25 protein-coding genes are annotated in these 26,806 nt (G+C 40.0%); 11 read left to right on the top strand and 14 right to left on the bottom strand.

Annotation, left to right across the window (positions count from 1 at the left end; all coding sequences use genetic code 11):
* Positions 1-133: 133 nt before the first annotated feature.
* Positions 134-670, top strand: a complete 537-nt coding sequence (locus HWQ37_RS01020) for a hypothetical protein (RefSeq protein WP_292742743.1) — start codon at positions 134-136, stop codon at positions 668-670.
* A gap of 21 nt (positions 671-691) precedes the next feature.
* Positions 692-1,525 (top strand): CheR family methyltransferase, encoded by an 834-nt coding sequence (locus tag HWQ37_RS01015; protein WP_292742763.1) that lies wholly within the window; start codon positions 692-694, stop codon positions 1,523-1,525.
* Between the two features lie 181 nt (positions 1,526-1,706).
* On the opposite strand, the gene HWQ37_RS01010 is transcribed toward HWQ37_RS01015, so the two are convergent.
* Complete coding sequence (locus HWQ37_RS01010) at positions 1,707-1,892, bottom strand: hypothetical protein (protein WP_292742741.1); 186 nt, start codon at positions 1,890-1,892, stop codon at positions 1,707-1,709.
* A gap of 3 nt (positions 1,893-1,895) precedes the next feature.
* Positions 1,896-2,093: a hypothetical protein gene (locus HWQ37_RS01005; RefSeq protein WP_292742739.1), complete on the bottom strand. Its 198-nt coding sequence runs from the start codon at positions 2,091-2,093 to the stop codon at positions 1,896-1,898.
* 256 nt (positions 2,094-2,349) lie between these two features.
* Here HWQ37_RS01005 and HWQ37_RS01000 point away from each other — a divergent pair, with 256 nt between their 5' ends.
* Positions 2,350-3,129 carry a hypothetical protein gene (locus HWQ37_RS01000; RefSeq protein WP_292742737.1) on the top strand — a complete coding sequence of 260 codons (780 nt, stop codon included), beginning with the start codon at positions 2,350-2,352 and terminating at the stop codon, positions 3,127-3,129.
* Between the two features lie 45 nt (positions 3,130-3,174).
* Here HWQ37_RS01000 and truB read toward each other — a convergent pair whose 3' ends face one another.
* Entirely contained in the window at positions 3,175-4,059 is an 885-nt protein-coding gene (gene truB, locus HWQ37_RS00995) for a tRNA pseudouridine(55) synthase TruB (protein WP_292742735.1), read from the bottom strand.
* A gap of 531 nt (positions 4,060-4,590) precedes the next feature.
* Here truB and HWQ37_RS00990 point away from each other — a divergent pair.
* On the top strand, positions 4,591-5,097 hold the full coding sequence (locus HWQ37_RS00990; RefSeq protein WP_292742733.1) for a hypothetical protein: 507 nt from the start codon (positions 4,591-4,593) through the stop codon (positions 5,095-5,097).
* Between the two features lie 30 nt (positions 5,098-5,127).
* Here HWQ37_RS00990 and HWQ37_RS00985 read toward each other — a convergent pair whose 3' ends face one another.
* The 3 genes from HWQ37_RS00985 to HWQ37_RS00975 form a co-directional block, all read right to left on the bottom strand.
* Positions 5,128-6,852, bottom strand: a complete 1,725-nt coding sequence (locus tag HWQ37_RS00985; protein ID WP_292742731.1) for a hybrid sensor histidine kinase/response regulator — start codon at positions 6,850-6,852, stop codon at positions 5,128-5,130.
* Positions 6,853-7,155: 303 nt separating this feature from the next.
* Positions 7,156-7,629: a response regulator gene (locus HWQ37_RS00980; RefSeq protein ID WP_292742729.1), complete on the bottom strand. Its 474-nt coding sequence runs from the start codon at positions 7,627-7,629 to the stop codon at positions 7,156-7,158.
* A gap of 52 nt (positions 7,630-7,681) precedes the next feature.
* Positions 7,682-10,006: an ATP-binding protein gene (locus HWQ37_RS00975; RefSeq protein WP_292742727.1), complete on the bottom strand. Its 2,325-nt coding sequence runs from the start codon at positions 10,004-10,006 to the stop codon at positions 7,682-7,684.
* Positions 10,007-10,084: 78 nt separating this feature from the next.
* Between HWQ37_RS00975 and HWQ37_RS00970 the strand changes: the two genes are divergently transcribed.
* The 6 genes from HWQ37_RS00970 to HWQ37_RS00945 all read left to right on the top strand — a co-directional run bounded on the left by HWQ37_RS00970 (position 10,085) and on the right by HWQ37_RS00945 (position 13,882).
* Positions 10,085-10,480: a type II toxin-antitoxin system ParD family antitoxin gene (locus HWQ37_RS00970; protein ID WP_292742725.1), complete on the top strand. Its 396-nt coding sequence runs from the start codon at positions 10,085-10,087 to the stop codon at positions 10,478-10,480.
* Positions 10,477-10,785 (top strand): type II toxin-antitoxin system RelE/ParE family toxin, encoded by a 309-nt coding sequence (locus tag HWQ37_RS00965; RefSeq protein WP_292742723.1) that lies wholly within the window; start codon positions 10,477-10,479, stop codon positions 10,783-10,785. The genes HWQ37_RS00970 and HWQ37_RS00965 overlap by 4 nt, the downstream gene beginning before the upstream one ends.
* Before the next feature lie 261 nt (positions 10,786-11,046).
* A complete protein-coding gene (locus tag HWQ37_RS00960) occupies positions 11,047-12,144 on the top strand; it encodes a DNA cytosine methyltransferase (protein WP_292742721.1) in 1,098 nt (365 codons plus the stop codon).
* Positions 12,134-12,940, top strand: a complete 807-nt coding sequence (locus HWQ37_RS00955) for a hypothetical protein (RefSeq protein WP_292742719.1) — start codon at positions 12,134-12,136, stop codon at positions 12,938-12,940. Before HWQ37_RS00960 ends, HWQ37_RS00955 begins: the two co-directional genes overlap by 11 nt.
* A 262-nt stretch (positions 12,941-13,202) precedes the next feature.
* On the top strand, positions 13,203-13,445 hold the full coding sequence (locus HWQ37_RS00950; RefSeq protein WP_292742717.1) for an AbrB/MazE/SpoVT family DNA-binding domain-containing protein: 243 nt from the start codon (positions 13,203-13,205) through the stop codon (positions 13,443-13,445).
* On the top strand, positions 13,439-13,882 hold the full coding sequence (locus HWQ37_RS00945; RefSeq protein ID WP_292742715.1) for a type II toxin-antitoxin system PemK/MazF family toxin: 444 nt from the start codon (positions 13,439-13,441) through the stop codon (positions 13,880-13,882). Before HWQ37_RS00950 ends, HWQ37_RS00945 begins: the two co-directional genes overlap by 7 nt.
* 111 nt (positions 13,883-13,993) lie before the next feature.
* On the opposite strand, the gene HWQ37_RS00940 is transcribed toward HWQ37_RS00945, so the two are convergent.
* Positions 13,994-15,637, bottom strand: a complete 1,644-nt coding sequence (locus HWQ37_RS00940; RefSeq protein WP_292742713.1) for an alpha/beta hydrolase — start codon at positions 15,635-15,637, stop codon at positions 13,994-13,996.
* Between the two features lie 567 nt (positions 15,638-16,204).
* Entirely contained in the window at positions 16,205-17,128 is a 924-nt protein-coding gene (locus tag HWQ37_RS00935) for a DMT family transporter (protein ID WP_292742711.1), read from the bottom strand.
* 279 nt (positions 17,129-17,407) lie between these two features.
* Here HWQ37_RS00935 and HWQ37_RS00930 point away from each other — a divergent pair, with 279 nt between their 5' ends.
* Positions 17,408-19,771: a cytochrome-c peroxidase gene (locus HWQ37_RS00930; protein ID WP_292742708.1), complete on the top strand. Its 2,364-nt coding sequence runs from the start codon at positions 17,408-17,410 to the stop codon at positions 19,769-19,771.
* 71 nt (positions 19,772-19,842) lie between these two features.
* On the opposite strand, the gene HWQ37_RS00925 is transcribed toward HWQ37_RS00930, so the two are convergent.
* From HWQ37_RS00925 to HWQ37_RS00900, 6 genes are all read right to left on the bottom strand, one after another.
* The gene (locus tag HWQ37_RS00925; protein ID WP_292742705.1) at positions 19,843-21,144 is read right to left on the bottom strand and encodes a serine hydrolase; all 1,302 of its coding nucleotides are present in this window, start codon (positions 21,142-21,144) and stop codon (positions 19,843-19,845) included.
* Positions 21,145-21,652: 508 nt separating this feature from the next.
* Positions 21,653-21,841, bottom strand: coding sequence for a hypothetical protein (locus tag HWQ37_RS00920; RefSeq protein ID WP_292742703.1), 189 nt, complete (start codon positions 21,839-21,841; stop codon positions 21,653-21,655).
* Between the two features lie 271 nt (positions 21,842-22,112).
* Positions 22,113-23,321 carry a 4-hydroxy-3-methylbut-2-enyl diphosphate reductase gene (locus tag HWQ37_RS00915; protein ID WP_292742701.1) on the bottom strand — a complete coding sequence of 403 codons (1,209 nt, stop codon included), beginning with the start codon at positions 23,319-23,321 and terminating at the stop codon, positions 22,113-22,115.
* Between the two features lie 118 nt (positions 23,322-23,439).
* A complete protein-coding gene (locus HWQ37_RS00910) occupies positions 23,440-24,273 on the bottom strand; it encodes an SGNH/GDSL hydrolase family protein (RefSeq protein ID WP_292742699.1) in 834 nt (277 codons plus the stop codon).
* Between the two features lie 177 nt (positions 24,274-24,450).
* Entirely contained in the window at positions 24,451-25,833 is a 1,383-nt protein-coding gene (locus HWQ37_RS00905; protein WP_465249655.1) for an ammonium transporter, read from the bottom strand.
* A 452-nt stretch (positions 25,834-26,285) separates the two neighbouring features.
* On the bottom strand, positions 26,286-26,609 hold the full coding sequence (locus HWQ37_RS00900) for a YnfA family protein (protein ID WP_292742695.1): 324 nt from the start codon (positions 26,607-26,609) through the stop codon (positions 26,286-26,288).
* Positions 26,610-26,806 lie beyond the last annotated feature (197 nt).

The raw sequence follows: 26,806 nt of genomic DNA, 5'->3' as shown, positions 1-26,806 counted from the left end.
TAGCTTTTTTACAAACACGATCTAGTCATGTTTCTCACGAATAAATTTTGGCTTTTAGTTCTCTCTCTAGATAAAAAATCTTTCTCTCGGTAGATAGGTGTACTGACGTGATCATGACTGCTATGTTACCAATATGACGATAGTAAGACGAAAAACCCTAAATCCAACTGTAAATCCTTCAGTGAGTCCTCCAGAAAACTTGGCAGAAAAGTATATGGAAGCAGAGCGTATGCGTGATGTTCTGCTTTTACTGCAAAACCTAATTAACAGTGAAGAAGCCACTGTAAAACTAATTCTGGATTGTCTTTATGATGTTGGTTCAGTCAATTTGATTAATCAAAAGCTTCGCCTAAAACCCTTAAATAGGGTGATGAAATTAATTGCGCGAATGTCCAAACCAGTTTTTAGAACTTTGGCTTTAAATTGGTTTAAAAAGAACTGTCCCCAACTGATTACTAATTGGCTACACACCCAAGTCTCTTTTGAAAATCCTCAAAAGACAACCGAACAAGTAGCTATTGAAGTTGTACAACTGGAACCGTATGCTATACCACAATCAGAAAGTCTGAGCCAAGAGATTAAAAATCTGCGTTATCAGGTTAGATGGCTAGCTGGAATTTCAATAATTGCGATCGCTGTTTTAGTAATAAAAGCCACTTGGTTAAACTGAAACCTATGAATTATGAATATTATGCCTCTACCCAAACCGATCTTGGAGGACATAGAAATACACCTACTATTGGAAGGTGTATATAAATACTACGGCTATGACTTTCGTGATTATGCTTTTTCCTCGCTCAAGCGCCGCATTCAGAGCTTCATGCAATTAGAAGGGTTAGCAAATGTTTCTGCATTACAAGAGCGGTTACTCCACAACCGCGTTTATTTAGAAAGATTTTTGCTTGCTCTGACGGTGAATGTAACATCAATGTTTCGTGATCCCAGTTTTTATAAAACCTTCAGAAATCAGGTTATCCCTTTCTTACAAACCTATCCGTTCATTCGGATCTGGCACGCTGGATGCTCTACTGGTGAAGAAGTCTATTCAATGGCAATTTTACTGCAAGAAGAAGGACTTTATCACCGTTGTCGCATATATGCCACTGATACAAACGAGAAGGTATTACAAAATGCCAAAAGTGGTATTTTCTCTCTGAAGCTGATGCAAGAATATACTCAGCTTTATCTAAAAGCAGGTGGTAAGAAGTCGTTTTCAGAATATTATACAGCCGCTTATGACAGTGCTATTTTTCGCTCATCTCTAAGAGAAAATATTGTTTTTGCCCAGCATAATTTAGCAACTGACAGTTCTTTTAATGAGTTTAATGTTATTCTTTGTCGTAACGTCCTGATATATTTTAATCAGATACTTCAAAAGCGGGTACACGATCTGTTTTATAATAGTCTTTGCAAATTTGGCATCTTGGGTTTAGGAAGACAAGAATCTATCAGGTTCACCTCTTATGAGCAGTATTATGAAGAGTTAGTCAGGGGTGAAAAAATATATAAGAAAACAGGGGTATAAACAGGGCAAACGCATCTAAATTATTGACGAAGTGGTAATAAGAGGTGGTAGCTGAGTAGTACAAATAAACTATATTAAGGGAGCGGGAGCGATCGCTTCGAGGTAACTAGGAGCATCGTCTGAATAGCCTGTCAACCACGTTGTTGCGATTAAGAGTCTACTACTAAAATTTACCTAATAATTAAACGGCTTGTTGTTTTTTCAACTCTTGTATCAATGCTTGACATTGCTTACTAGCATCTCTGGCTTGTCGCATTAAATCAAGTCCTTGTTTCCGGTTTACTTTTGATACTTCTACGGATTGACGGCTTAACTCGGCTGCTCGTTTACCCAACTCCTTAATTTTGGCTTTGAGTTCTTCCATCATCTTTTAACCTTCTAGCTCTGAGATTACAGCATCCAAATTTTCCATTTGTTCATACAGTATATCCGCTCTAGTTTGGAATAAACCAGCGTCATCAAAATCTTCTAACTCTAACTCAATTTCGGCAAGGTCGTATAATTCTCTTGTTATCACTTCGAGTTTTTCATACAGTCGTTTCAATGAGTTAAGCGTCGTTTGTTTCAACTCGGTACTGCCTCACATTGTAAAAATTATCGTTCAGCTTCTTGCCATCAGATTTAAGCTAAGATCCTCATCAAAACATTGAGTGTAGAGGAAAACACTTCCGCTCCTGAATTCTGACTTCTGAATTCTTCTTCAAGAGTAAAATTGCGGTCGTTGTCAAAAGACAGTCTGTCAAACATTTTTAATTGTGTTGAGAAGATAGATTTAGCGATCGCTTAAGGTAAATTACAGATTAAAGTCTTAAAGGAGATTGTCGATGCAACTTCTCGAATGTCCTCCTGTTGCAGTCATTGCCGGAGAAAATGCGGTTCATGTTTCTCAACTACCTTCTATATGGCAAGACATTGCTAGAGGAACCACGAGTGTCGGACTTTCTCAACCCGAAAGCTATGTTGAGATGGCACAGTTGTTTTTGTATAAATTAGAACGTGGTGATGTTGACTTATTTAGCGACCGCCCTCAACTAGCTCACTTAATACCCTCATTTTCCCAGCTATTTGCACAACTAGCATGGGAAACTTTAGAGTTTTTTGGGCAAGACTTTCTCAAACACAGCTATCCAAACTTTGCAGAAATTCTCCGCGATGTGGAATCAAAAGGAATCGACTATGCTGATGAAATAAAAGTGGCTCGCATTGGCATAGATTTGTTCAATGAATTTGGTTATGAACTACCTGCTAGCTTTTATCATGTACATTTAGCACCAATTTACCGCGATCATGTTTTTGAAGAACGTGCCTTGCGATTCGATCAACGCGATATTGAGCATAAACGTTCTTGGGATGCCATACTCCATGCAGGTAAGGTATTTGCTATCCAAATGAAGGTGCAAAGTATTGCTTCTCAATATGGTTTTACTTATCAGCATGGCTGCGGTTGCAACTCTCACCTATCTTCCATTGATGTATCTCGTGGGGCGTTTGAATACGAATTGAGTCCCGACAAGCGCCAGCGATGGATTCGCAGTTTCTTATGGACTGCTTGGTATGAGTATGCCTTCTTTGCGATCGTACCAAATACGAGTTATTTGGTTTAACAAGAAAGAATTCAGGAGTCAGAATTCTGACTTCTAAATTCTTCTTCAAGAAATCGGTTCAAAAACCATTTGAGGAATTAACACTTCATCTTCTAATTGTCCAACACCTAAAAAGCGAGTCTCTTCTTGATAAACTCGCACTATTCCGGTAATATCAGAATTTAGAGAAACTCGCTGACCTTGACACCATTTTTGAGCAGATGTTGCAGGTAAAGTAACAGACAACAAATGTTGTAAGGCTGTATCAGGGGTAAGAGGTTGAAATGTCTCACTTTGTAGTTTAATTTCTAAGTCGGTGAAAGTGAGACTATCTGTTAAATCAAAACCACTGCTTTGGGTACGGATCAAAGCTGCAAGAGTGCCACCAGTTTCTAAGATTGTACCTAAGTCACGAGCGATCGCTCTAATATATGTACCAGATCCACAAGCGATCGCCACATCCAATTCAGGAAAATCCCCTTCTCTCCAATCCAAAATTTCGATGTGAAAAATTTCCACTATTCGCACTGGAACTTCCACCATTTTACCTTGACGTGCTAAGTCGTAGAGACGTTTACCATCTACTTGAATTGCACTGTAATTCGGTGGTATTTGCTCAATCTTGCCTTTAAATTGTGCCAGTGCAGTTTTTACCTCTGCCAAACTCAATCCAGCACAAGGTTGAGAATTAATGATTTCACCTTCTAAATCATCGGTTGTAGTCCGCACACCCAGACGAATCGTAGCCTTGTAAGCTTTGTTTTCTGGCAGATATTGCAATAATCTTGTGGCTTTACCAAGTGCGATCGGTAAAACCCCTGTCGCTGCTGGATCTAAGGTTCCCGCGTGTCCTACACGTTTGAGGTGCAACAATTTTCGCACCCGCGCTACGCAGTCGTGAGAAGTCCAGCCAAATGGTTTGTTTAAGTTGAGAAAACCTTGAAATAACACAAAATTAATACTTACAGTTTCTAAACTTTATTAAATACTTATTTAATGCTCAAAGCATTAATATTTAGCAATTACAGTTTATCGAACAGAATTCAGGAGTCAGAATGAATTTTTGTTACCGAAAAAGCTGATAGCGCAGCAGTAGCGAGTCGTAGAGAGCGTCTTGATTCTGAATTCTTCAATTAAGTATTATTTTATCAGTATTAAGGCATCCTCTAAGAAGTTGTTTGAAAACTCGTTGGCTGTGATTTTAATTGCATTCTTACCCCCCTTAATCCCCCCTTATAAAGGGGGGGAACCGGAGAATCTAGTTCCCTCCCCTTTATAAGGGGAGGGTTAGGGTGGGGTAAAAAAATATTTGATACATACCGACAAGAAGACTTTTCAAACATTCTCTAAGCAGTTTACCGAATAATATACAAAAAGTGCAGCTAACACCGAGTATTTTCAGCAAATATCACGATGTCATTTATAACTTCCAACACATAAAATTGCGATCGCTAAGAAAAATCATCAAAAACTTAATATAAAATGAAAAAAACAATTTTCACTACCACGTTGTTTTTTGGTTCTATGTTGATTGTAAGTTGCAGTAACTCTAGCAATAGTATTTCTCAACAGAATAAAGCGAATCCAGAAAATACTACAACAGCTATCAAAGTTAATTCTGAATCTATTTCTGTAAATCAAATAAAATTAGATAATAACAAAAAACCGATTAATTCAGCATCAACTGAAAAAACACCTCTTAAAAACAATCAATCCAAGGAAATTAAAAACGATAACCCCATTGTTGGTACGATCAAAGATATGCAAAACGGAGACTTAAAATGCTACGTTAATGTTGTCGATGAAAATGGTAAAGTATATGAAGGTGTCGGTGCAGTCTTTGAAGTTTGCGAACCAGATAAATACGTCAACAAAAAAGTAAAAATGTATTATTCTCTAGAAAACGTCAGTGATTGCCAAAGTTCTGAACCTTGCGGGAAAACAATCGAAGAATGGTTGATTAGCAAGATAGAAATTCAAGATGAATAATTACAAGATATATTTTCAAATTATATAGAATCAACTTGATGATGGGGATAGTTGACTCATTGGAAATGCCTTCGGTAAGCTAACAGTAACTTTAGTTCCTTGCCCTACTTGACTCCACAAGCTAATATTACCATCATGTAACTCGACACAAGCTTTAGCGATCGCTAGCCCTAAGCCAGTGCCAGGAATGGTATCAACATTACTACCACGACTGAAGGATTGAAATAAATTTTCTTGATCTGCCATCGGGATACCAATTCCCCGATCTTGGATGTAAAAAATTGCTTCTGATTCGTTGCCGATCAGGTGAAATTCTACACTCCCTCCGTCTGGAGAGTACTTAATTGCATTGGACATTAAGTTAATAAAAATTTGTTGCAAAAGTCCGCGATCGCCCCAAAATCCATGATGATTACCAGTAACTTTAAAAATCAATTCGTGGCGATCGCCTACTGTTTCTCGCTCTTGTTCTAAAAGGTCAGAAAAAAATTGTAGTAAATCTACTAAGATTGGTTGAAACTTGGGTTTTTCCAGTTCAAGTTGGTTAACCAGAAGCATATTATCCACAAGTTTGGACATATACCTTGCTTTCTGTTCAATCATTCCCAAGAACCTCTCTTGTTTAGACTCATCCAGTTGCTGGCTATGTTTTACCAAAGTTGATGCAGCAGCCAAAATTGAAGTTAGCGGCGTTCGATACTCATGGGAAACCGTTGTAATTATTTGGGATTTAAATACATTGAGTTGCTTTTCTTTAGCAAGGGCTGCTTGAGTTTGGGCTAACAATTCCGCCTGTTGAATAGCGATCGCTAATTGCACTGATACTTCATTGAGCATTTCTGCATCATCAGTTTGCCAGTGTAGCTCCCCGGAATTATGATGAGCAATCAATAAACCCCAAAGCTTGGGGGTTGGGTTCCCATTGTTGCTCAAATTAATCGGCACTACCAGATTTGCTTGAGTATTAAATTGCTCTTTTAGGCTGACACAATTACACAAACCAAGCTCATAGATATAAGGAATTGGGGATTGCACAAGAGGCAAAGGGGCAGGGTGCAGGGTGCAAGGGGGAGAATGAGTAATTAATTTACCTCTTTCCTCCCTCTGCTCCCCTACTTCTTCCCTAGCCTCGACGCGATCGCACAATGCCACAGTGCGGTATGACTCAACTGATGAGGCTACTATCTTACCATCTGTATCTGGGGCGAACTGATACACCATCACGCGATCGCACTTCAGAAGTTGCTGTACCTCAGCTACAGCTGTATTCAAAATTTGTTCTAGGTTAAGAGACTGGCGAATTCGTAAAGCAGTCGTAGCAATTAAGCGTTGTCTCTCCTGAGTTTTCTGAAGTTGGGCTTGTAAGCACGATTGCTTAATGGCGTTGCGGACTGCTAATTGCAACACATCCTGTGTCAGATTTTGCTTGACTAAATAATCTAAAGCACCCCGTTTCATCACTTGCACAGCGATCTCTTCATCACCCCGCCCTGTCAACATAATCACGGGTATAGAAGTCTTAAATACCTCCTGCTGCATCCGATCAAAGAGTTCTAAGCCACTCATATCAGGTAAGCAAAAATCCAGCAGAATCACATCGCAGCGTGCTTTTTGGCACAAAGCAAATCCATCTTCTGCACAATCTGCCTCCAAAATCTGGTAGGACTGGTGCGGATCTTTCAAAAGATACCGACGATAGATTTTCCGATCTGCGGCACAATCATCAATGATGAGTAGCGTCCGTATGTCCAGCATAAGGTTATGAGGATCGGGGAGCCATGTAGATCCCTTTTATCCAGATTGTGTTTTCTTGCATAATTCTAAAAATAATATAAAATAACTATAAATAAAATCTAAATTCTTTAGTAATTCTAAAGCAATACAAAATAGTCGAAGACAGTGGGAAAAACAGGAAAATGGCGAAAACGCATTTAGGAGAAACAAACAGACACAGTGACCCAAAGAGGAAAATGTCGCTGTTACCCCTGAGCCGTATTCTTCGTTATCCTATTGTCCCTACTGTGACATCAACAGAAAATAAACAGAATAATAAACAAATTAATCCAACACAGGCGGCATATTGGCTTCAAGCCAGTAATCCACGAATGCCTGAATCGTCTTTTTTAGTTCCTGAGCATCCATCGGTTTTACCAGATATCCATTTGCGCCCTTTTGGTAGCACAATTCAATATCCTTGGGGTTAGATGATGTGGTAAAAACAACGATGGGGATTCCTTTGAAAGTCTTGTCTTGCTTGAGCCGATCTAAAATGTCACGCCCATCAATACCTGGCAAATTCAGATCGAGCAAGATCACAGAGGGTCGTAATGCTACTTTTGAGTCAGATAGGTCTTCGCCTTTAGCGTCGGCATCGTTCCCTAGTTTATAAAGGAACTCTAAAACCTCATCCCCATTCGTACAACGATGTATGGGGTTCTGGACGGCCATACGCCGCATCAGACGTTGCAGCATCCGAAAATCTTCATTGCTGTCCTCAACAACGAGCATCGGTTCATAAAGTTTTTTTGTCATTCGCAGTCTTAAAAGAACTTAACAAAAATACATATTTAGCTATTATCTTAAACTATTCCAGCGTAAAATAGAACATTGAGCCAACGCCTACAGTAGATTTCACCCAAATTTTACCGTTATGAAGTTCAACAATCTTCTTAACAATAGCTAGTCCTGCACCGGCTCCTCCACCGTACTTTTCCTGAGAATGGAGCCGCTTAAATAATCTAAAGATAGTTTCTAGGTGATGGTGTGGAATTCCAATGCCGTTATCTCGGATATAAAATATTGGGGATTGGGCATTGAGAAGAGACAAGGTAGACAAGGAAGAGGGGGGAGATAAGAGAGAGACTTGTCCCCCTTGTCCCCCTTGTCCCTCTTCTTGAGAAAAGTAGCCAATCTCAACCCATTGTTCCGCCTTATCGTTGTATTTGAAGGCATTACCAAGTAGATTACTGAAGACTTCATTAACGAGAACTCGATCGCACAAAACTGTTGGCAAAGGCCGAGGAATGCGAATATCAACAAGTCTAGAGTCTTGGCGACTAGCACGAAAAACATCAATTACTTGGTTGAGCAATTCGTTGAGGTCGGTTGTTTGCAAGCGCAGATGTGCTTGTCCTAACTGCGAGAGTCGCAGTAGAGCATTAATCAGAGTTTCCATGCGTACAGACAAGGAGACTACTGTTTGCAAGCATTCCATTCCGTCATCATCTAATACTTGAGCATAGTCTTCTAGCAACACTGTCGAGAAGTTATAAATGCCCCGCAAAGGTTCCTTGAGGTCGTGGGAAGCGGCGTAGGCAAAGGATGCTAGTTCTTGGTTGCTGCGCTCTAACTCCAGGTTGATTTTAGCTAATTCATCCGCTTTCGAGAGTACAATACCAACGATCGCATTTCTCAGAGCGATCGCACTATCAAGTTCACAAGCTTTCCAAGGTAGAGAAGTTAATCTAACCGTTTCTTGCCATTGTTCAAAGGATTTTCGGGGAGATAGGGTAAAGCTACCATCAGCCTGATATTGCATGGATTCCTGTGGATTTCCTGCCCAGTGTACCGTTTGGATAACTTCAGGGCGAAACCACAGGATGTAATAGCGCCGGATTTTAGAAATCCGCAATAGCAACAAACCACTAGCAGTATCTTTAAATATCAGCGCCTCTGAGTAAAGTTTCGGCAGAGAATCAGTAGAAAATAGGTTGTCACTAACTTGGATATCCGCCCATTCAATGAGTGTCCGAACTTCATCAATATTCGGTGTTGTTCCTACAAGGGTAATTTCATTATCCAGACAAACCGCCGCTCCTGAAGCACTAACAAGATCGAGTAAGCGGATTTCCGGTTTGATTAGGGCATCGATAAAATTGTCTGCTTGGGAAATAGATTCTAAAAACTCAGACTGTAGCGATTTAAGCTTTACCTTATAATCCCATTCCGAGTAACTAATTTTATGCGCTAACTCTGAACACACAATTTGTCCCAAAAATTCGCACATCTTTAGTACTTCGTAAGAAATATACTTTGGTGTTTGATGGTGACACGATATCAATCCCCAAAGCTTCCGATCTTGAATCAGTGAAATCACCAAAAGAGCCTTCACTCCCATATTTTGATGATATTCAGTACAACACCAATCAAAACTCCGTAGTAGACAGTAACTTAAGTCAAGATGTTGATGTGTTGTCGGATTTTCCGTTGGAACTAGTTTGACAGGTTCGGCAGTCAAATCAGGGATGAATCGCAGAAAGCAGCGCGTGTATAACTCCCTAGCTGGCGCTGGAATGTCTGTAGCGGGATAGTGGAGTCCTAAATAAGGTGATAAATCTTGCCGTTTGACTTCTGCAACAACAGAACCCGCTTCTGACTCGTCAAATTGATAGACCATCACCCGATCAAAACCGATGATTTTTTGGATTTCTTCAGCCACTAAATGCAAAAATTCTATCAGACTAGATGTTCTTTGCATTTTTGCGATCGCTTCACCAGCCAAACGATGAAAGCTTAAGAAACTCACCTCAGATTCCGAGTTGGTCGGTTCTAGCTCTAGAATCACAGCTTCTTCTGTACGATGAGCAATAGCATCAAAGTATATTTTTTTATCTAAGGTATCTATTAGTACTTTAAAAGCATTAGCACTGCCAATTTTTTTCACCAAGCACTGCTTGACAATTTCCACTTGCTGAGGGTCAAGCAAATAGCTCAAAGGTTGACCGAGCAAATCTTCTGGCTCTTTGCCCAAATACGCTTGGGTATTGTTGCTAACTTGCAGTATCTCTAGCTGAGTACTGAGTGCCAGGAGAACGCCATGAGCTTGAATAGAGCCAGGTTTGTGAATTAGTTTGCGATCGTGGTTAGTCAGGGCTGTTACTTGGGCTGTAGTATATTCAGGCTGGCTCATAACTGAACTTATGTAAAGCTGACTTTTACAATAACGCAATTAAATGTCATATTTCTTTAAAGTATATGCCGAGGAGTTATGAATGCGATCGCATATCAACTCTACTTGTTACGGTTTTTACGTAGATATTTGCGAAAGTTTTCACTGGCAAGCAATAACAAAAACTGTTATTATAATGTCTATTATTGTTATAAAGAAATAGGATACATGAATATTTCCCTTACTCCTGAGTTGGAAGCCTTCGTCCAAATGCAGGTTGAGTCCGGCTTGTACCATTCTCAAAGCGAGGTGATTCGGGAGGGGTTGCGTCTTTTGAAACGCTTTAACGACCATTCCGAAGAGTATAAATTGTGGCTCAATGAGCAAATCGCTATCGGTCTTTCGGAGCTTGATAATGCACAAGGTCTTCCCCAAGAAGGTGCGCGAGAGCGCATCCGCAATAAAGCACAACAATTGATCAAAAAATCGTTGTGACGAACCCAAAACTTTATATTCTCTCCCCGCAAGCTGAAAACGACCTCGCGGGAATTTATGCCTATATCGCGCGAGATAATTCGGATGCCGCCGAACGGACGCTAGACAAGCTTCTTTGGGCCTGTGAATTACTGACAGACAACCCCAAAATAGGACAGTACCGTTACGACCTGACCCCGCTTTCCGTCCGTTTCTGGTTGGTGCAGCCCCGATATTTCCTGATATACAGAGGTGAAAACCCCGTTGAAATAGTGCGTGTACTGGCAGCAAACATGGATATTGCGCGGGAGCTCGCCGGAGAATAAGGGACTTCCAACAAATAAATTATCCAATCTTGTGGGGTGGAACGAAAAGCCCGCCTTTGGCTACGCAATTAAATGTCATATTTCTTTAAAGTATATGTCGAGAAGTTATGAATGCGATCGCATATATCTGTGCTTGTTACGGTTTTTACAGTAACTAAGGTATAAAGAGGATGAGGATGCTAGGAATATCCTCTAGAGTTGGGGGCGATGAGAGAGATATTGTATTATGCAATAAAATCACAGAGTAATATTTACAGTTATATGCGCCCCAAATCTGGATTGCCAAAAAGAAAAGCCTTAAAAAGAAAACCGATTTTTCAATATGGGTTTAAAGTCAATCCAAATATAAAAAATTATATTAATCCTACACTGATTGAAGGATATAAAACTAAAGGTTATATAAACGCCATATCATTATTTTCTGGATGCGGTGGGCTTGATCTGGGTTTTTTAGGAGGTTTTAGTTTTCTCAATAAAAAATATGAAGCTCTCCCATATAAAATTGTACACGCCTACGATATTGACGAAAAAGCTACTCAAACTTATGCTCTAAATCTTTCAAATGATGTAACTACAGTAGATCTTACGAATGTAGATATAGGCTCATTACCCCCCGCAAATATTCTTCTGGGAGGATTTCCCTGCCAAGATTTTTCGTCATCTGGACACAAAAAAGGATTTCAAGGGACTAGAGGTGAATTATATACTGTAATGAAAGATTATATGAATATACATAAACCGGAAATTGTAGTAGGAGAGAATGTACCTTTTTTAGAAAAATTAGAAAATGGATTTTTTTTAAACCACATCCTCAAAGAATTTGAATCAGTTGGCTACATTTTTAAGGTCTGGAAGATTTATTGTCCAGATTTTGGATTGCCTCAAAGTCGAACGAGATTATTTTTAGTTGGTGTTAGATCTGATATTAAATCATTTCCCAAGCCTCCTACTCCAGAATTATTTTTTCAGTATGTTTCAATTGATGAAGCTATCAAAGACCTCGTAGAAATTGATGATGAAAGCATATCAAACCAAAGCCAATATTTTGTCGCTACAAAAGCTACAAAAGGAGCAGGTCAAGGGGATCAAAAATCCAAACAGGGAGAAATTGCCTATACAGTAAGGGCAAATACAAAAGCAAGGGTTCACTTTCATTATTCTTTAGACCGCCGATTAACAGTTAGAGAATGTGCAAGGCTTCAATCATTTCCTGATGAGTTTGTATTTCCGCATTCAGCAAGTCAAAATATAATTGAAATAGGAAATGCTGTTCCACCAATAATTGGACATTTAATAGCTAAACAGATTTATGAATTTCTCAAAAACGATCTTTCTGTTATAAAAGCTCATGCTAGTTAATGAACAAAATAAAAAATACTTAGATATTCTGTTAGATCCAATTAAACTATGCTCAGGATATACACCTAAGTTTGGCACATCCAATAAAGATGGAACACCATTACTAGAATTTAAAAACTTATATGCTTCAGATCCTTTATATCACTGGATAGGATTTGATTCTGATTTAATGTACGCTGCACATAAAGCAGCCGGTGGAATAACTTCTGTTTATAGACAGCTAGGTATTGGTTGTGAAAGACTTATTCGTAAAATCATTTCAGATCAATTAAATCTAAATACTAAACAAGTAATCTGGGGATACGAAATTACACAAAATGACGGTTCCATTGCTAAATTAACACTCGATGCCAAAATTTCTGTAGATGATATAAAAAATAGCCATTATCGAGATAAGATAAATGAATGGCTAAAATTATCATCAATCAAACTGGGGCTTGATAAAAATCGTTCTAAAACTTTAGTTGGTGCTGCATTTGAAATACGTCAAGGATATAAAAGCGCAGATTCAAAAAGGCAAAATGCAGACCTTTTAAATGCGATTAGAGCTTATAATGAGAATTTACTTCCAGTAATGATGGTATTATCTTGTCAGATTAATGCCACAGTTTTAAAAAGATATAAAGCCGCTCAATTATTAGTTTTAGTTGGAATTTTGAATGATGATCCAACAATCAGTAGTTATGCGTTTTGTGAGCAAATTTTAAATTACTCGCTTGAGGATTTTTTTAGAAATAATTCAAGTTTTATAAAAGAAGAAATAAATAAGATTTTGATATCACTTTTAAATCCCTAATTATTAATTTAAGAAGGGGGGTAATGCTAATACTGCCTAATATTGTTGTGCAGTTGTGGCTAGAAGGCGAATAAATAGAAACCTAGTCTCCTCCCCTCGGCTTTACTTCCCAGTGCTTGTTTGTGGTTTTTTGTAAGTCACTTACAAATTATGGTATATTCAAAGTAGATACGTACAATAGTCCAAAATAGGCGCGTCAAGCTCCGAAAGTTTTGTGTTTGGGTGTGAAATTCTCTAAGAAAGCATTTATTTTGAGGTAGCTATGAGTACAGTTGTTGCTAAGTGGGGAAACAGCCTAGCTATTCGACTTCCGAAAGCTTTGGCTGAACAAGTTAATGTCAAAGAGGGGACAGACATAACTTTCAGTGTCTCAGGGAATAGTATTGTAATTACGCCGCAGCAGCGAAAAAAATATACGCTTGATGAATTATTGGAAGGTATGACTCCAGATAATTTCCATTCTGAAATAGATACTGGATCTGCTGTGGGGAATGAAGTTTGGTAGTTCAACCATACATTCCAGATAGGGGTGATATTGTCAAGTTAGACTGCAAAACAGCAAAGCAAATTACGGCTGATTCGATCCGACGTGTATTAGCCCTGAAAACATCAGGAATGTCATTTGAAGATATTGCTGAAACGCTTAATGCTGAACTAAAACCTCAAGGGCGTGAGCAGATGGGCTATCGTCCTTTTTTAGTTATGTCGCCATTAAAATACAATCGAATGGCTTCTATAGTTCTAATTTGTCCAATTACTAATCAAAAAAAAGGTCTTAACCTTGAAGTTCCGCTTCCTGACGGGATGATAACTAGTGGCGTGGTGCTAGCCGATCAGATCAAATCGCTTGATTGGAAAGTTAGAAAGGTTTTGTTTGTAGAGAAAGTTGAACAAGAGCTAATTGAAGAAGTCCAAGCAAAAATTGAGCCTTTAATTTTATAAACACGTAAATAAATTTTACAGACGTAATTAATTACGTCTGTACAAATCAAATAAAAATCATTACATGCAGCAATGCAACACCAATATCCAACATCCAAAATCCGAAGCTGACTATGGTGTTGGGAACTTTTTTTTTACGAGTTTGGCTCCTTTTATATCCAATAATTGTACTAATTCGGTTGTATTCAATGACTTGACGAGACTCAAACCAAGAGACTTACTAGAAATGCTTTGAGTGTAGGCGGCGTTCAGGTAGGGTGTGTATTGCGGCTTTCCAGCAATGTATGTTTGAAAGAAAGGTAAACTTAAAACATTCATGTAACGCCGCGCTTGAGAAGCATCACCAATCATATCCGCAGGTAATGCTACTTGTTGATTTGCAGGGTTTGCATTGCCAATGGTAGAAAAGTGTGTACCACCAACAAGCATGGCGAGATACTTTTGGGAATTCGCCAACCAGGAAAAAGGTAAAATTTGCTCCGATAAAGCTGGCGCAACTGTATCATCACTACTGCTGACAATCATCACTGGAGTTTTAATTTGACTTAAACCAGCTTTGCCGAAAATCGAACTAGTAATGGGATTGACTGCGATCGCAGCTTTGACTCTCTCATCCCGCAAGTTATAATACTTGCCAGATTTGCTGATGCTCAATTCTAAAGCGCGACACTGGAGCAGTAAAGACATATTCCAGGTTTTTTGTAGTGCTGCTGGTTGACAGTCTTGTTTTAGCTGCTCAAAGTTAATTTTAGCACCTGCCAAGGCTAAGGCTGTGTAGCCTCCCAAAGATTGACCAAATACTCCAACTTGTTGCAGATTTAGGCGACCTTTAAACCGTGAATCAGATTGATTACCTTTTTGCAATTGATTCAGTATATATGTTATGTCCATTGGTCGGTCTTGAAATTCACTTGGTTCTGCTACTTCAATGGCGCGTCCATTTAGCAGAGAACGCAATTGTTTCGCATCACTACCAGGGTGATTGGGAACAACGACAGCAAATCCGTAAGAAGCTAAATGAGTGGCTAAATATTGAAAGTTACTGCTGTCTAAACCCAAGCCGTGAGAAATTACAATTACCGGTGCAGGATTCTGGACATTGGGAATGTAAACATCAGTCAATAAAAGCCGATTGCGGGTTGAGTCGAAAAACTTCAGGATGTATTTTTGCGACTTAAATTTTCCCGGAACCTTTAAATCGGGCAATTGTGATAAATTTGGTTGGGAAATGCTCTCAGCTTCTATTTTAGACTTTTCGGAAACAGCTGCGATCGCTCGATGGGTTTGATTAACAAGTTCCTCTAATTCTGTAGCTATTTCCAAAGTCTCGGCGACATCAAGGCGAATGCTGCTGCTGGGATATTTACGCAACACATTTAAAAGTGTCAAGCCTCCCGATTCACCAGAGGCTGAAATTAGCGCCGAACGCAAAGCACCAAATCCTGGTTCTGCTTGACTGGTTTTAATCACTTGCGCCAACCGATGCAGCAAAAATTCTCCTTGCGGTGTGTAGAGAAGTTGCGAAACTATTACCGGACTAACTTTCACCCGATTAAGTAAAATCCGCCGCAATTCTTGAAGCTGTTCTAGAGGCAGATATTGCTGATAGGCTGCTAAGTCTTCGTTAATTATACCTGTTTTGGCGTAGTTCTCTAAAGTGCTGACTGAAATGGAAAGCTCTAAAGCTGAATAAGATGCATAAATCCGCTCTGCTGCCAAGACAGAATTACTAATTCCAAATGTTGGCAGCACCATTGAAAGAACCAGCAATAAGGAATTTTTTCTTAGGGTGCTGGCCCAATTACCAAACAAACTATTCATCGCTCAACTATTTCGGTGGTCTGGTTTTATCAGGTGTTGGCTTTGGTAGTTATTCTGTCGCCCTGCTTGGTTTACTTAAAGTTATTAGCCTCAATTTTCTCAAAACAGAATTTAGGAGTTAGGAGTTATAAATCAGGATGAATTATGTATGAACTGCGAATGTAGCTTGCTTAAAATGATGGGTCATGATCGGTTTTAAATTCCTACTAAATCCTGGATTGGGTAGTTTTAGAAAAGTAGTGATTCCCAATCCCCTAGTAATATATTCTGACTCCTGAATTCTGAATTCTTGTTCAAAGATATTTCGGCTATAAAGTCAACAATCAAATACTAAAGAGTTACGCAGATCGGTAAAGTATCCGCCTAACTTCAGTAGTTTGCCTTCACTATTAAATCATAACAAATAAAAAATAGTCCGCCTCAGTATTTATGTTGTAGCTTTGAATATTGCACAAATTCACTAGATGAAAAATCTAGTAAAAATCCTGAAAAATATTACAATTAATTAGCTTTTCCCAAGGCGATCGCTACTGAACCTGTGACTACTAAACCCGCTCCGAATATTGCGATGAAAGTGAAGTTTTCCGATAGTGTCCAATCAGGTGCAATAACTGATACAACTGCGACTGATATTAATGTCACAATGGGAGCAAGAGCTAATACTGCGCTTACTCGTGATGCTTCCCAATGTTGTAATGATTCGGCAAAAGCACCGTAAGCGATTAAAGTATTCAAGGCACAAAAAATCAATATTCCTAAATGGAAAGCATCAAGTATAAAAAGTGATTTTATTTTGGCTAGAGGAGTGAATAATAAAGCACAGCCTCCATAAATTATCAACATGATACTGGTGGAAGATAAAGATTGTAATAACTGCTTTTGTGCCAAAGCATAAATAGCCCAAGCCGTTGCTGCTAGCGCAATCACAACACTACCTAGTATATATGTGCTATGCGCTGTAATTAAATTTGTTAGTTGTTCGTGAAAAAACAAAAAATAACCGCAAATCATTACACTAACACCAATCCACTCAGACAGCCGATAACGTTCTTTAAAAACTACTAACCCTCCTAAACCTAATAAAAGGGAAGATAATTGAATCAGAACTTGAGCGTTAGCAGGTGATGTTAGTACTAAACCTTGAGTAAATAAAAAGTAATTAATCCCTAAGAATATTGTAGCGATCGCTAATAATTTTCCAGAAGCAAAGCGTAGTTGTTCTAATTTTGGTAATTTACCGCGTATCCCTAAATACACAGCAAGCAGTATAAATGATACTAAAAAGCGAAACCAAATTATGGTATAGATATCAAGCACTTGTAGACTTATTGCAAGAGCAATAGGTAAAATTCCCCACAAGGAGACTGTCAATAACGATAACGCTAGCCCTAAGCGCCACCGACCAGAACTTTGATGTAGTAACATTTAAATATCCTACACAAAGTAGGACTGATAATAAGTTTAAGATATACCTAACTGATTTTATCAAACTCTTGTTGAGAATAAATATTAGTAGCTTAGTCAATGCAAATTCAATATAAAATAATCATTTAACCAAACTCAATTTATTATTCGTAGCCCTAAGAGGGTATTTTTTATGTTCACGTAAAATTTGTAATTTACGTGTTCATTTTACATGAATATTAAATTTAAAACTTCCTTGTAAATGTATACTTTATCTCGGTGTTACTTTAGAAAACAACTATGGGGATTATACCCATAATCAGCTTAGTAATCTTTACCACTACCTTATCAAGTTGCTTTCTACTGACCTCAAGAGGTCGATTTTTGCTCAAATCTTTAGTGACAAAAATAAAGCGGCAAGAGTGGAAATTCAGATATGGCAAGCCTAACTACTTGAGATCGAGATTTTCAAGGACTATAACAATTGCTGCCATTATTGTGGTAGCAGTAATAGCCGGAAATACTGTGTCAGTAGGGGTTACAGCCCCGTCCCTAATTTCGCTCAAGAGCGTATCGGTTCCAGAACCTAACAATCTTGGGGACTTCGTAAAAGACAAAACAGCTGCAATCAAGTTAGGAAAGACTCTTTTTTGGGATATGCAGGTTGGGAGCGACGGACAGACCTCCTGTGCTAGTTGTCACTTCCATGCTGGAGCCGACAATAGATCCAAAAATCAGGTTTCTCCTGGGCTTTTGCGGATTAACGCTAATGGTACTGTGAATCCCGATACAGTTTTTAATATAGGTGGTGCGCCAAACTACCAACTGAAACCGGGAGATTTTCCTTTCCACAAGCTGTCAGACCCGAATAATCCTAATACCGTTGTATCTGACCGAAATGATGTCAGTTCCTCTCAGGGTGTCTCTAATACTAAGTTTGTTAATGTCGTACCTGGTAGCGCGGAAGACGAAGTAAAAACAGAGCCAGATCCGGTGTTTAACGTGGGAGGTACAAATGTGCGCCGCGTACAGGCGCGTAACACCCCGACCGTGATTAATTCAGCATTCAACTTCCGCAACTTTTGGGATGGAAGGGCGCAGAACATCTTTAATGGGGTGAATCCCTTCGGTTTAAGAGATCCTAACGCCTCTGTAGTAAAAGCAGAAAAGCCAAATCAGCTGCAATTTGTCAAAATCAGACTGAATAATTCGTCTTTAGCTTCTCAGGCGCTGGGGCCGCCACTGAGTTCCTTCGAGTTGTCGGCTGATGGTCGCACTTTTCTAGAAATTGGTGATAAGTTCGGGCGAATTGACAACAATAAATCTCTCAGCAAATTACCGCTAGATAATCTAGATAATATTGCTGATACTCTGGTTGACCCAGTACCCAATTCCGTTGAAGAACTTACTGCTAACTTGCCGCAAGTTAAAGAATTTCCTGCTAAATTGCCGCAAATTAAAGAACCTACTCTTAAATTTCCGCAAATTAAAGAACCTACTCTTAAATTGCCGCAAATTAACAAATCTCTCAGCACACTGCTGCAAAATGTTCTGTCAATTAGGGGTGCAAAGCTGCCTCGAGTCTTGGGGCAAAAGTTATCTCGCCTCAGACCACTAGGCAAACAGATTGTGCATCCACAAGACAGCGTTTTAGGTGCAAACAGTAGATATCCTCTGCCCGGACTGAAGGATAAAACCTACGACCAGCTGATTCAAGATGCCTTTAAGCCGGAGTGGTGGAAGTCTAATCAACTCATCCAAGTTGATGCTGAAGGTAAAAGGACTTTTGTCAACAGCGCTGATAACTCTTCCCAAACTAAAGAGTACACGCTGTTGGAGTATAACTTCTCGCTGTTCTTTGGGCTGGCAATTCAGTTGTACGAGTCTACACTTATTGCCAACGATACGCCCTTCGATCGCTTCTTAGAAGGAAACACCACAGCCCTAACTAATCAGCAGCAACTAGGTCAACAACTGTTCCAGGGCAAGGCTCTGTGTATTGGTTGTCACGTTGGTTCGGAATTAACAGCTGCTTCAGTCAGCAGCGTGGCTAAAGACGGACGAATTAAACGTGTGCCATTCGGTGCAAGACCTGCTGAAGACAATGGCTTCTTCAATATCGGTGTTAGACCTGTAACGGACGACCCCGGTTTGGGTGGTAGTGACCCTGTGCAGAATAATCCGCTTTCAGAGGCACGATTGGCTCAGTTAGGGAAATTTCAGCTTCTCCTTGGCGAAAACCCCCCCGTCCTCAATCCACCCTTGAATTCTAGTGAAACTGTGAGTGCAGACGGAGCTTTCAAAGCGCCTGGACTTCGCAATGTTGAACTCACTGCCCCCTACTTCCACAATGGAGGTCAAGCAACTTTAGAGCAAGTGGTTGATTTTTACAATCGAGGTGGTGACTTTGGAGTTCTTCCCCCACTGAATCTATCACCAGAAGAAAAACAGCAATTAGTCGCCTTTTTAAAGGGACTGACTGATGACCGAGTTAGGTATGAGAAAGCGCCTTTTGATCATCCGCAACTTTTCGTACCCAATGGACATCCAGTTAATGAGAAATTCGTTACCAACGATGGTACGGGCAAAGCTACAGATAGCTTCCTGGAAATTCCTGCTGTTGGTAGGTATGGCGGTAGTGCTATACGAAACTTCTTGAAATAATAACATTTCACGAAATACCTGATACCGATGATATGTAGGGGCGCACAGCTAGCTGTACGCCCCTATATTTATTAAGGAGTGCGGTCGCCAAATTTTGGTTCTATATTGCTAACTTTAGTATTGTCTAGGTAATTATAGACTCTTCTCGAAACTTCACGGACAAAATCTCCGGCTTTGGGATCGTAGTTTGGTCTTTGCACCAAAACACCTGCTAAATAGCTTTTGCCGTTGGGCATTTGAATAATACCCGCATCACCAATGATAAATCTCAACGTACCAGTTTTGTGGGCGATGGTAGCTCCTTGACCGATACCTGCTGGTAGTAAACTATTAGTTTTGACATGGCGCATAATACCTAAAACGCGATCGCGGCTAGTTGGGGATAACAAACGATTATTAGAAACTAAGGCCGCCAATCTGACCAAATCTTTGGAACTAGTTGTATTTGTACCACCAATGTCTGGAAGCAGATTCCGAAGTGCTGTATTTTGCAACCCCCAGCTACGAAAACGTTGGCTAACTTTTGCTGCACCACCCAAGCGATCGAGAACTAGATTTGTGGCGGTATTATCGCTGATTGTCATCATCAAGGTAGCAGTTTCTAGGACACTAAATTTAGTGCCAATGGGTTTGTATTGCATAATTCCAGATTCGCCAACCTTTAAATCGCGCCGCATCACTAATTTATCAGTCAGTTTAATTCTACCTGCATCTATTTCTTGGAAAAGAGCCACTAGTAAGGGAAATTTGATTGTACTGGCAGCAGCAAATCTCTTTTCGCCATTAATATCTATATAATTTCCTGTATCTAAATCTAAGAAAAATATTCCTGGATTCAAGGTTTTATAACTTGCTAACAAACTGCGAATCTGAGAAGTGATGCCAACCATCTCTTGACCAAGATTTACAACTCCAGCAAATGTCGATGCATCTGTGGATTTGATGGCAATATCTTCTCGATTTTCTCCCACAATGGGATTACTTTGACGGTTAAATGAATTGAATTTGAAAATCCAATGAGAACGAGAATCGCCTTTAATTGATATATTTTGGGAAGTAACATCATAACCAGGAGCTAACTCGACGACAAAACGAGTGGTTTGAGAGTCTGGTTTGCCGAGGCGAATTTCTTTTACTGCCTTACCAAAACTTCGTTTGACAGTATCGGAATTAAAATTAGTTCCCGGTAAGTCAATCACTAATCGATTAGGATTATCTAATACAAAGGCTTTTGGTTCTATTCCCGAAGTGGTAGTTAGGTCTAATTGGTTTTGGCTAGAATCATAGTACCAAGACTGTAATTGTGAGGCTTTAGCTTGTCCTGCAACTAGAAGCAAACTGCTTAAACCAATCGCTAGTAGATGTGATTTCATGTTGTGATTGTGGGTGTGCAAGTAAGGGGCAACTAATCAGGTTTACTTAGATTGTTTTCTGATGACTGTGCTGAATTTCCGGAGAAAAAGTCATAAATCCCGTTGAGTTATTTTTACCAGATGGTATTTGGGATTAGATAAGCACGATAAATCATCATTACTTATTAAAAGTAAATCGCTGACAGTTTTATTTGTGGTGTGAGTTGACAACAACAGAAATTGTTAATCTAGCGGAAGGATGAGGGTCGGATTAATTATGTTTCCAACTTAGGGATTACCAATAAATAAGGGCGGACAAGATGTCCACCCCACAATACTTACAGGAGTCAATTTTGTTAATTGGGCAAGTAGAGCATCTGGGCATTCGGAAAGCCCCAAACTAGCAGAAGTGGTACAGAAATTTTTTCAAGCAAATCGAGGTTGTAGGTTTGATATGCGGGTGTGAGGTATTATTTACTCAGCTTGCTAGGAAGGAACCTAGTGATGCTTGGGAAATAACTCAGAATGGTTAAGGCCACAAATTGACCGATACACCATGCACCAAACTGCTATGCCGACTGCCAATGACAATCCCGCCCACGACTGCCGATGCTTGGGAGTCTAACAGATCCTCCAATTCGGGAACTATAAGATCCTCGAATTCTGGAGCTTGCTGATTTTCTTCTTCTTGCTTTGAAGCAAAGATTTTTTTAGTCATTTTATAAAGTTGTTTGACGTTTGTGTTGCTGATTATATCAGTCAGATGTTGACTGCATGCTTAATGTATCAAAGCCTTTATTGAAAAATCAAGGGTTTATTGAAACATTTTTAACCTAGTGAACAGTCAGAACTTATAACTAAATACTAGTACTTTGTCAAGCTGCTTTTGAGGGTTTGTAGTAAGGAATAAAATCCTTACTACGAACTTACTTGATAACTAATATTGGTGTGTTGTTTTGTCAAGATATGAGATCAATAACTGCTCACTGTTAAACCAGCGCTGCTGTTGCTTTTAATGTAAAAATCTTCTCAATCACATCTTCTACCACCTTATCTGGTGTAGAAGCACCAGAAGTAATTCCCACAACAATTTCTCCATCTGGCAACCAGTTTTCTGTAATTATTAACTGCCCATTTAATTGCCGATGTTCAATGGAATCTCCTGATTTAATTCGTTCAACAGTATCAATATGATAAGAAGAAATTCCGCGCTCAAAGGCAATTTGTTGCAATTGAGTAGTATTCGAGGAATTAAACCCACCAATTACTACCATCAAATCTAAATTATGTTCTACTAATTCCAACATGGCATCTTGCCGTTCTTGGGTAGCATCACAAATAGTATTGAAGCTTTGGAAATGCTGATTTAACTCAGTGGGGCTATACTTCTGTAACATAGTTCGCTCAAAAAGCTTGCCGATTTGCTCAGTTTCGCCTTTAAGCATGGTAGTTTGGTTAGCAATACCAACTCTTGCTAAATCGCTATCGGGGTCAAATCCGGCTGAACAAGCTTTAGCAAATTTTGTCAGAAATTCTTCACGGTTTCCGCCATTAATAATATAGTCAGCAACATATTGTGCTTCTTGCAAATTCAAGACAATCAAATATTTGCCAGCAAAGGAACTAGTAGCAACTGTTTCTTCGTGTTTATACTTACCGTGAATGATTGATGTGTAATCGACTTTTTTATGCTTTTCTACTGTATTCCAAACTTTAGAGACCCAAGGACAAGTTGTATCAACAATTTTGCAGCCTTTATCGTGAAGGATCTGCATTTCTTGAACGCTAGCCCCAAAAGCGGGTAATATGACTACATCACCAGTGTTAACAACAGAAAAGTCTTTTTTAGTTCCTTCAATGGGGATGAATTCTACTTCCATCTCCTGCATTCGCTGATTTACAGAAGGGTTGTGGATAATCTCGTTAGTAATCCAGATGTGTTCTGTGGGGAAGTGCTGACGAGTTTCGTAGGCCATTGCTACAGCCCTTTCTACACCCCAGCAAAACCCAAAGGCTTGTGCTAGTCGGATTGTGACATTACCCCGTTGTAGGGTGTAATTGCGATCGCGGATTTCCTGAATCAAGTTACTCTGATACTCAGATTGCAACTGGGTCGCAACTTCTGCTTGATGACCAAAGCCCTTGCGATTGTAATTTTCGGAATGTTGGAGGCTGCGCTTAAAAGCTTTTGTATCCATGATATTTTTTACTTAAACCACTATTTCTTATTTTCTCGCGCCTAGACGCGATTGATACAGAATTGTATTCAAAGATATTACTTCTTTTTGGGCTTTAGCCTTTTTCTGCCACAGGACTTTAACGCTGGGATTTTAATTCAATCTCGCTATAAATCTGCAATGCAGAACGCCAAACTATATAGCCTTCAGGTGTTAAATGTAAGCCATCAGTAGTAAATTCCCGGCGGAGATTTCCTTGCTTGTTGGTAAACAGGGGATATAAATCGAGAAATTTGACACCTTTTTTGGTAGATATGCTTTGCAGTTGCTGATTCAACTTGCGAATGCGACTATTGGCGACACCCAGAAGTTTCTCTCGTCCTTTCCAACTTGCTTCTTCTGTGGCATGTGGCAAAATCGATTGGACAACAATTTGCGCTCTGGGATGCGTCTTTTGTAGGTAATTGATAATTTGCTGCTGATTATCTAAAATTTCCCCATTGCTTATCCCCCGAATGAGGTCATTGATGCCAATCATCACAAAAATCACCTCTGGCTGAGTGCGGTCAAATATTTTTAATCTTTTCAGGAGTCCATTGCTGGTTTCGCCAGAAATTCCTTGATTTAGCCAGTTTCTACCTTCGGGTAATAATTCAGGGGGAAACCACAAACTCAGAGAATCTCCCGCCAGAATAGTTAAATGCGGAGGATGTTGGTCGGCGGCGACTTGAGCTTCTTGGTTGAGGATTTCTACCCACTCTTGATAAGTGAGTTGGTGACGGCGACCTAAATCAGGTGTAGCAATTTGCGATGAGTTGTTTAGGTTGATTGACTCTGGGGATGTGATGATCCCAAAAAAAGCGGCCAATCTCTGCTGTTGCCAAATCAGCAGGATGACCGCCAACATTAGGATGCCGTTGGTTAACAGCGAGAAAAATGCCCAGATTGGAAAGGTTTTTGCAGATGTAGACACGACTAGCGAAATTTACCAATTATTTGAATCAAATTTTAACGCTAGCGATCGCAAATTACACAATTTTAAATTGGGAGTGAGGGACATGAGGGAGGTGAGGGAGATAAACAAAACTCTTAACTCCTAACTCCTAACTCCTAACTCAGCACTCAGCACTCAAAACTCAGCACTCATTAACTAAGTTGGACGATCGCCAAACTCGGAGTTGTAACCTTCTTCGCCGTGTTCGTTGATGTCCAAACCTTGCAATTCGGCTTCCTCTCTGACTCGTAGCCCGACTGTAGCATCGATAACTTTGAGAATAATCCAGGTACCAACAGCTGCGATCGCATAAGCAACGGCAATTGCTGCTAGTTCAACTCCCAATTCACCCAAATTACCACGCAATACACCGTCTTTACCTCCTCCGTTGACTTGAGTTGTGGCAAAGATCGCCGTTAAAATTGCCCCCACTGTACCACCAACGCCATGCACGGGAAAGGTATCTAAAGCATCATCAATTTGTAGCTTGTGCTTGAAACTGATGGCATAGAAGCAAACAAAGGCGGTGATGAAACCAATAAAAATCGCTGATAGCGGTGTGACAAATCCGGCGGCGGGAGTGATGCCCACCAAACCAGCAACGGCTCCTGTAGCTGCTCCTACGGCGGTTGGTTTGCCCCGTAAAACTGCTTCCAAAATTAGCCACATTAAAGCTGCTGCTGCTGCTGCTGTATTGGTGGCGACAAAGGCTGTTGTTGCCACATTTGTAACTAAGTTACCAGAAGTTCCGCCAGCAACAGATAGGGCACTCCCAGCGTTGAAGCCGAACCAACCAAACCACAGCAAGGCAGCACCCAGCAAAATGAAGGGGACATTGTGCGGTGGGCTAAGGCGATCGGGATGGGTTTTCCGAGGACCAAGGACGATCGCAGCTACTAGGGCTGAAACGCCAGAACTAATATGAACGACTGTGCCACCTGCAAAGTCCAGGGCACCCAATCCACCAGCCAAACCTAAAAATCCACCTTTCGCCCAGACCATGTGGGCTAGGGGAGCGTAAACAAAGGTTGACCATAGTAAGACAAATAGACAATAAGCGCGAAAACTCATCCGCTCTACGATCGCTCCAGAAATTAAGGCTGGGGTGATAATGGCAAACATGGCTTGGTAGATCATGAATGCCTGATGGGGTATTGTTCCGGCATAAGAGACGACTTCCGGCGGGTTTGACCCTTTGAGATAATCGGTTATCTCTAACCCGACACCATTCAACCCAAGCCATTGCAATCCACCGATAAACGGTAAACCTGGCGCAAAGGAAAGACTATAGCCCCACAGAATCCAGGTAACTCCAACGATCGCCATTAACACAAAGCTCATCATTAATGTGTTTAGGATGTTACGCGATCGCACAAATCCACCATAGAAAAACGCCAATCCTGGTGTCATTAGCAGCACAAGGGCTGCTGAAATCAGCATAAATGCTGTATCTCCGGTATCAGCAGTAGGTGGAGCAGCAGTTGGGGTTTGGGCAAAAGCATTACCCATCAACGGCCCTCCGAAAAACAGTAGAGTCATAGCTCCAATCATCACAACTTTCTTCAACACTTCTTTTTATTCCTAAGCACCAACGATTTGTATACTTAACTACATTTGATTACGTTTATGGACACATTTTTGTCTTGAAAGTTACTTAATATGAATTTTCTTGAAATGTTAACAAAAATATAATCCTAATTGTCGTTGCTAAGGTTTAAATCAGCGTGTAAATACGCAATCATTACATTGCATCTTTTTTTTGAAGATTAGTATTGTATTCAAGTCCCACAAAATTCCCAATTTTTATTTACGTACTGTTACAAATCAAAATAATTGTGAGATTGACAAATAAAGCAAGTGGCGTGAAGGTTGGGGAGGAGTATACCTCATGTAGTTGCAAAATGCTGCATCATGAGTTCTGAGATTATTATCTGTTTAAAAGGGAACAATATAAAAGCAGCTATTGGTCAAAAATCATATAGAAATTTTACTTAAGTTCTGGGAGCAAACATGATAATTAAAACACTAACTATTGCTAAACATACTCCGATTAAATCGTAGCGATCTGGAGTTACCCCGTCTACCTTCCAACCCCAAAGCATTGCCATTGCAATAAAAACACCGCCGTAAGCTGCATACACTCTGCCAAAATTTGCCGGTTGGAGTGTTGCAATAACCCCATAGACAGCTAAAGCAATTCCTCCCAATATGCCCCACCAGAAAGGCTTACCTTCGCGCAACCACAACCAAATCAAATAGCCGCCTCCAATTTCAAATAAACCAGCCCACAAAAAATACAGCAGGGATTTAATCATTTAACTGATGATTTAATGACATAGAACTCAGTAAAATTACGCTAACGCTTTTAACTAAACTATTGTCATTAATTAAAGTAAGTTTGTTGAACTGGGTATTGGGTATTGGGCATTGGGCATTGGGCATTGGGCATTGGGCATTGAGCATTGGGCATTGGTTATTAATTCTTCTCCCCCTGCCTCCCCTGCCTCCCCTG

The organism is Nostoc sp. NMS4, from assembly GCF_017115095.1.
In the GTDB taxonomy this organism is placed as follows: Bacteria; Cyanobacteriota; Cyanobacteriia; order Cyanobacteriales; family Nostocaceae; genus Nostoc.
This window is presented reverse-complemented; position numbering and strand designations above follow the sequence as displayed.

Coding starts and splice junctions, on each gene's coding strand:
- HWQ37_RS01020 (WP_292742743.1), top strand. CDS start 134: ATGACGATAGTAAGACGAAAAACCCTAAATCCAACTGTAAATCCTTCA.
- HWQ37_RS01015 (WP_292742763.1), top strand. CDS start 692: ATGCCTCTACCCAAACCGATCTTGGAGGACATAGAAATACACCTACTA.
- HWQ37_RS01010 (WP_292742741.1), bottom strand. CDS start 1,892: ATGATGGAAGAACTCAAAGCCAAAATTAAGGAGTTGGGTAAACGAGCA.
- HWQ37_RS01000 (WP_292742737.1), top strand. CDS start 2,350: ATGCAACTTCTCGAATGTCCTCCTGTTGCAGTCATTGCCGGAGAAAAT.
- HWQ37_RS00990 (WP_292742733.1), top strand. CDS start 4,591: ATGAAAAAAACAATTTTCACTACCACGTTGTTTTTTGGTTCTATGTTG.
- HWQ37_RS00985 (WP_292742731.1), bottom strand. CDS start 6,852: ATGCTGGACATACGGACGCTACTCATCATTGATGATTGTGCCGCAGAT.
- HWQ37_RS00980 (WP_292742729.1), bottom strand. CDS start 7,629: ATGACAAAAAAACTTTATGAACCGATGCTCGTTGTTGAGGACAGCAAT.
- HWQ37_RS00975 (WP_292742727.1), bottom strand. CDS start 10,006: ATGAGCCAGCCTGAATATACTACAGCCCAAGTAACAGCCCTGACTAAC.
- HWQ37_RS00970 (WP_292742725.1), top strand. CDS start 10,085: ATGAATGCGATCGCATATCAACTCTACTTGTTACGGTTTTTACGTAGA.
- HWQ37_RS00960 (WP_292742721.1), top strand. CDS start 11,047: ATGCGCCCCAAATCTGGATTGCCAAAAAGAAAAGCCTTAAAAAGAAAA.
- HWQ37_RS00955 (WP_292742719.1), top strand. CDS start 12,134: ATGCTAGTTAATGAACAAAATAAAAAATACTTAGATATTCTGTTAGAT.
- HWQ37_RS00950 (WP_292742717.1), top strand. CDS start 13,203: ATGAGTACAGTTGTTGCTAAGTGGGGAAACAGCCTAGCTATTCGACTT.
- HWQ37_RS00940 (WP_292742713.1), bottom strand. CDS start 15,637: ATGGTGCTGCCAACATTTGGAATTAGTAATTCTGTCTTGGCAGCAGAG.
- HWQ37_RS00935 (WP_292742711.1), bottom strand. CDS start 17,128: ATGTTACTACATCAAAGTTCTGGTCGGTGGCGCTTAGGGCTAGCGTTA.
- HWQ37_RS00930 (WP_292742708.1), top strand. CDS start 17,408: ATGGGGATTATACCCATAATCAGCTTAGTAATCTTTACCACTACCTTA.
- HWQ37_RS00925 (WP_292742705.1), bottom strand. CDS start 21,144: ATGAAATCACATCTACTAGCGATTGGTTTAAGCAGTTTGCTTCTAGTT.
- HWQ37_RS00920 (WP_292742703.1), bottom strand. CDS start 21,841: ATGACTAAAAAAATCTTTGCTTCAAAGCAAGAAGAAGAAAATCAGCAA.
- HWQ37_RS00915 (WP_292742701.1), bottom strand. CDS start 23,321: ATGGATACAAAAGCTTTTAAGCGCAGCCTCCAACATTCCGAAAATTAC.
- HWQ37_RS00905 (WP_465249655.1), bottom strand. CDS start 25,833: ATGACTCTACTGTTTTTCGGAGGGCCGTTGATGGGTAATGCTTTTGCC.
- HWQ37_RS00900 (WP_292742695.1), bottom strand. CDS start 26,609: ATGATTAAATCCCTGCTGTATTTTTTGTGGGCTGGTTTATTTGAAATT.